The 3,414-nt window shown below is 66.6% G+C and carries 5 protein-coding genes; 3 read left to right on the top strand and 2 right to left on the bottom strand.

Going from position 1 to position 3,414, the window contains the following annotated elements; all coding sequences use genetic code 11:
* The first annotated feature begins 82 nt into the window (after window positions 1-82).
* The 3 genes from rplM to glmM are packed head-to-tail and all read left to right on the top strand — an operon-like array spanning window position 83 to window position 2,411.
* On the top strand, window positions 83-535 hold the full coding sequence (rplM, locus tag WBV89_RS05075) for a 50S ribosomal protein L13 (protein ID WP_423980253.1): 453 nt from the start codon (window positions 83-85) through the stop codon (window positions 533-535).
* 60 nt (window positions 536-595) lie between these two features.
* A complete protein-coding gene (gene rpsI / locus WBV89_RS05070) occupies window positions 596-988 on the top strand; it encodes a 30S ribosomal protein S9 (protein ID WP_423980252.1) in 393 nt (130 codons plus the stop codon).
* A 37-nt stretch (window positions 989-1,025) separates the two neighbouring features.
* Window positions 1,026-2,411 carry a phosphoglucosamine mutase gene (gene glmM, locus WBV89_RS05065; protein ID WP_423980251.1) on the top strand — a complete coding sequence of 462 codons (1,386 nt, stop codon included), beginning with the start codon at window positions 1,026-1,028 and terminating at the stop codon, window positions 2,409-2,411.
* A gap of 51 nt (window positions 2,412-2,462) precedes the next feature.
* Here glmM and WBV89_RS05060 read toward each other — a convergent pair whose 3' ends face one another.
* Window positions 2,463-2,912: a DUF4234 domain-containing protein gene (locus WBV89_RS05060; RefSeq protein WP_423980250.1), complete on the bottom strand. Its 450-nt coding sequence runs from the start codon at window positions 2,910-2,912 to the stop codon at window positions 2,463-2,465.
* A 57-nt stretch (window positions 2,913-2,969) separates the two neighbouring features.
* Window positions 2,970-3,414 (bottom strand): HNH endonuclease signature motif containing protein (locus tag WBV89_RS05055; RefSeq protein WP_423980249.1); only part of this gene is annotated, 445 nt, incomplete at its 5' end.

Here is a 3,414-nt window from a genome sequence, read left to right as displayed (position 1 = left end):
GTGAGCGGCCGCTTCCATCGGAAGTGCTGTCCGACGCAGTCGAATCCAACCGGTCCGACGCGACCGCAGAGAGAGGCCCGAGATGGCGACCTACAGTCCGAAGCAAAGTGAAATCCAGGCGCAACGTGAGTGGCACGTCGTCGACGCCGAAGGCATGGTCCTCGGTCGCATGTGCACCGAGGTCGCCCGCGTCCTGAAGGGGAAGCACAAGCCGATCTACGCCCCCCACATCGACACCGGCGATCACGTCATCGTGATCAACGCCGACAAGATCGTCATGACGTCCGGCAAGGCCGAGCGCACCATGAAGTACCGGCACTCCGGCTACCCGGGCGGCATCAAGTCCGAGTCGTACGCCAAGCTGCACGCTCGCAAGCCCGCCGAGGCTGTCCGCCAGTCGATCCGCGGCATGCTGCCGAAGGGTCCCCTCGGACGTCAGCAGCTGACCAAGCTCAAGGTCTACGCAGGTGGCGAGCACCCGCACTCCTCGCAGCAGCCCACGCCGATGGCCATCGACCACGCGAAAGCCCGCTGAGCGGCCCGCTGACTGTCCCACCTGACGACTGACGACTTGACTGAAGAGAACGAGAAACACATGACTGCACCGCTCACCCAGACCACCGGCCGCCGCAAGCGCGCCGTCGCCCGCGCTTCGCTGCGCCCCGGCACCGGCCAGTTCACGATCAACGGCAAGACCCTCGAGGCCTACTTCCCGACCGACGCATCGCAGATGGTCGTCGCGGAGCCGTTGAACGTCACCGAGACCCGCGAGTCCTACGACATCACCGCCACGATCCACGGCGGCGGCGCGAGCGGTCAGGCCGGCGCCCTGCGCATGGCGATCGCCCGCTCGCTCGTCGAGCTCGATCCTGAATCGCGCAACACGCTGAAGACCTCCGGGCTCCTCACGCGTGACCCGCGTAAGAAGGAGAGCAAGAAGTACGGCCTCAAGAAGGCCCGCAAGGCTCCTCAGTTCACCAAGCGCTGATCCGCTCGATCACGGATCTGCTCGGAGCACCGTTCCGATGAACTTCGGCACCGACGGTGTCCGCGGAGTCGCTCACGAAGAATTGACCACCGAGTTCGCCGCCCGTCTTGCACGGGCGGCGTCTCGCGTTCTGGGGTCGGATCGGCATGGGGCCGACGGTCGGGGAACGTCGACCGTGGTGATCGGTGGTGACACCCGTGAGTCGACCCCCGCCTTCGACCAGGCATTGACCGAGGGGTTCTGCGCCGAGGGGATGGACGTGATCCGCCTCGGCGTCGTCCCGACCCCATTGGTCGCCTTCGAGGCACAACGCACCGGGGCGATGGGAGCGATGGTCTCGGCGTCGCACAATCCGTTCCACGACAACGGAATCAAACTCTTCGCGCCGGGTGGCACGAAGCTTCCCGATCACGTCGAGGCGGAGATCGAAGCCGAACTCGAGGTGCTCGCCTCCGCCGGCGACGGTTCGCCCTCGTCCGGCCAGCGTTCCGGGTCGGCTGCCTTCGACGATTTCCCCGAACCGACGGTGGTCGAGGTCGATGGGTCATCCGGGTACGTCGACCACGTCCTGCGCACGCTCGAAGGACGCCGACTCGATGGACTGCGGATCGTGCTCGACACCGCCAACGGTGCGGCGTCGGTCGTCGCTCCCGCCGCGCTGCGTGCGGCCGGAGCCGACGTCATTGTCGTGGCCGATCAACCCGACGGTCGCAACATCAACGCCGGGTGCGGTGCCACCGCGCCGGACTTCGTGGCCGCTGCGGTCGTCGAGCACGGCGCTGATGTCGGCATCGCCCTCGACGGCGATGCCGATCGCCTGATCGCGGTCGATCATCATGGCAGCGTCGTCGACGGTGACCACGTGATCGCCATCTGCGCGGTCGACCTGCGCGAGCGCGGTCTGCTGGCGTACGACACCGTGGTCGTCACGGTGATGACCAATCTCGGTTTCAAGCTGGCGATGGAGTCGGCCGGAATCGACGTGGTGGTGACCGGAGTCGGCGATCGCTATGTGCTCGAGGCACTCGGTGCGGGAGCGTTCTCGCTCGGTGGCGAGCAGAGCGGCCACGTGATCTTCGCCGACCACGCGACGACCGGTGACGGTCTGCTCACCGCGCTCACGCTGCTCGACGTGGTCAAGCGTGCCGATCGGCCATTGGCCGACATCGCCTCCGAGGCGATGACTTCGCTCCCACAGGTCCTCGTCAACGTGCGCGTGGCGAACCGGGTCCCCGATGTCGCCGAGCTGATGGCCGCCGATGTCGCCCGGGTCGAGGCCGAACTCGGGGCAACGGGTCGAGTCCTGCTCCGAGCGAGTGGAACCGAGCCGTTGATCCGGGTGATGGTCGAGGCGCCGACAGCCGAACTCGCTCGGTCGGCGGCCGACTCACTCGCGGGCATCGCCCGGTCGCGTTTCACCTGACCGACCCGCCTCGGGCACGCGAGGAGCCCGGGCGAATCGGATCGAGTGCCGTCAGAGGCCCGATGCCGCGTTGGCGCCGAGTCCTTCCCAGTGTTCGTTCAGTGCGTTCTGGACCCGGATGTACCAGATGAAGTAGCCGACGACGGGCAGGAGGAACCACAGTCCGGTCATCGTGGTCACCGGTGGCTTCCGGCGGTCGGCGACGTACATCTTCTCGATCTCGCCGGCCATCAGGAACATGGTGACCGGTGAGATGAAGATCGTCAGGAGGAGATATCCGACGCCGCCGATCCCGTTGCGGTTGTGCTCGTGGAGCTCGTTGCCGTTCTGGTACGACCAGACCCATGTCCAGATCCCCAGCGTGAGGATCGACACGAGGATCACGAGCCAGTCGGAACGGGCCTTGCCGGGGGGTCCGAGCGCGATCGGGGCAGCTGCCGCCGTTGGGGGTGGTGGTGGGACGTCGCCTGGACTGTCCGCCGGTTGATCGAGGTTGCTCATTCGGCTGACGTTAGTTCGGAACCGAGTCGGGGTGAGTCGATTCGAGACGGGAGCCGGCTACGCCGAGAACTTCGGCCGTGCGGGATCGTCGTTGAAGGAGAGCCAGCGGAAGTCGAGGCGTTCGCCGAGAGGGTGCTGCCAGGTGCCCCGGATCGGGGGTGGAGGTGCCCCGATGGGCTCGGGTCTGGTGCCGCTGTCAGTGAGCAATCTTTCGTTGTCGTCGGTGAACACGACCGCGTCGATGTCGGCGTTCCCGGCGATCCCGAGCCGACCCTGGTGATGCAGTCGGTGATGCTTGGGACACAGACAGATCAGATTCGCCGTATCGGTGGTCCCGCCGTCGGACCAGTGGACGATGTGATGGACCTCGACGAATCGGCCGTTGCGACACCCGGGCACCCGGCATCCTCCGTCGCGGTACTCGACGATTCGTCGAGTCCGGTCGGGGACGATGTGCTGGGTGCGCCCGACCGAGACCGCGACACCGTGGTGCCACGTGATC

This window comes from Ilumatobacter sp. (assembly GCF_049588435.1).
GTDB lineage: Bacteria > Actinomycetota > Acidimicrobiia > Acidimicrobiales > Ilumatobacteraceae > Ilumatobacter_A.
This window is presented reverse-complemented; position numbering and strand designations above follow the sequence as displayed.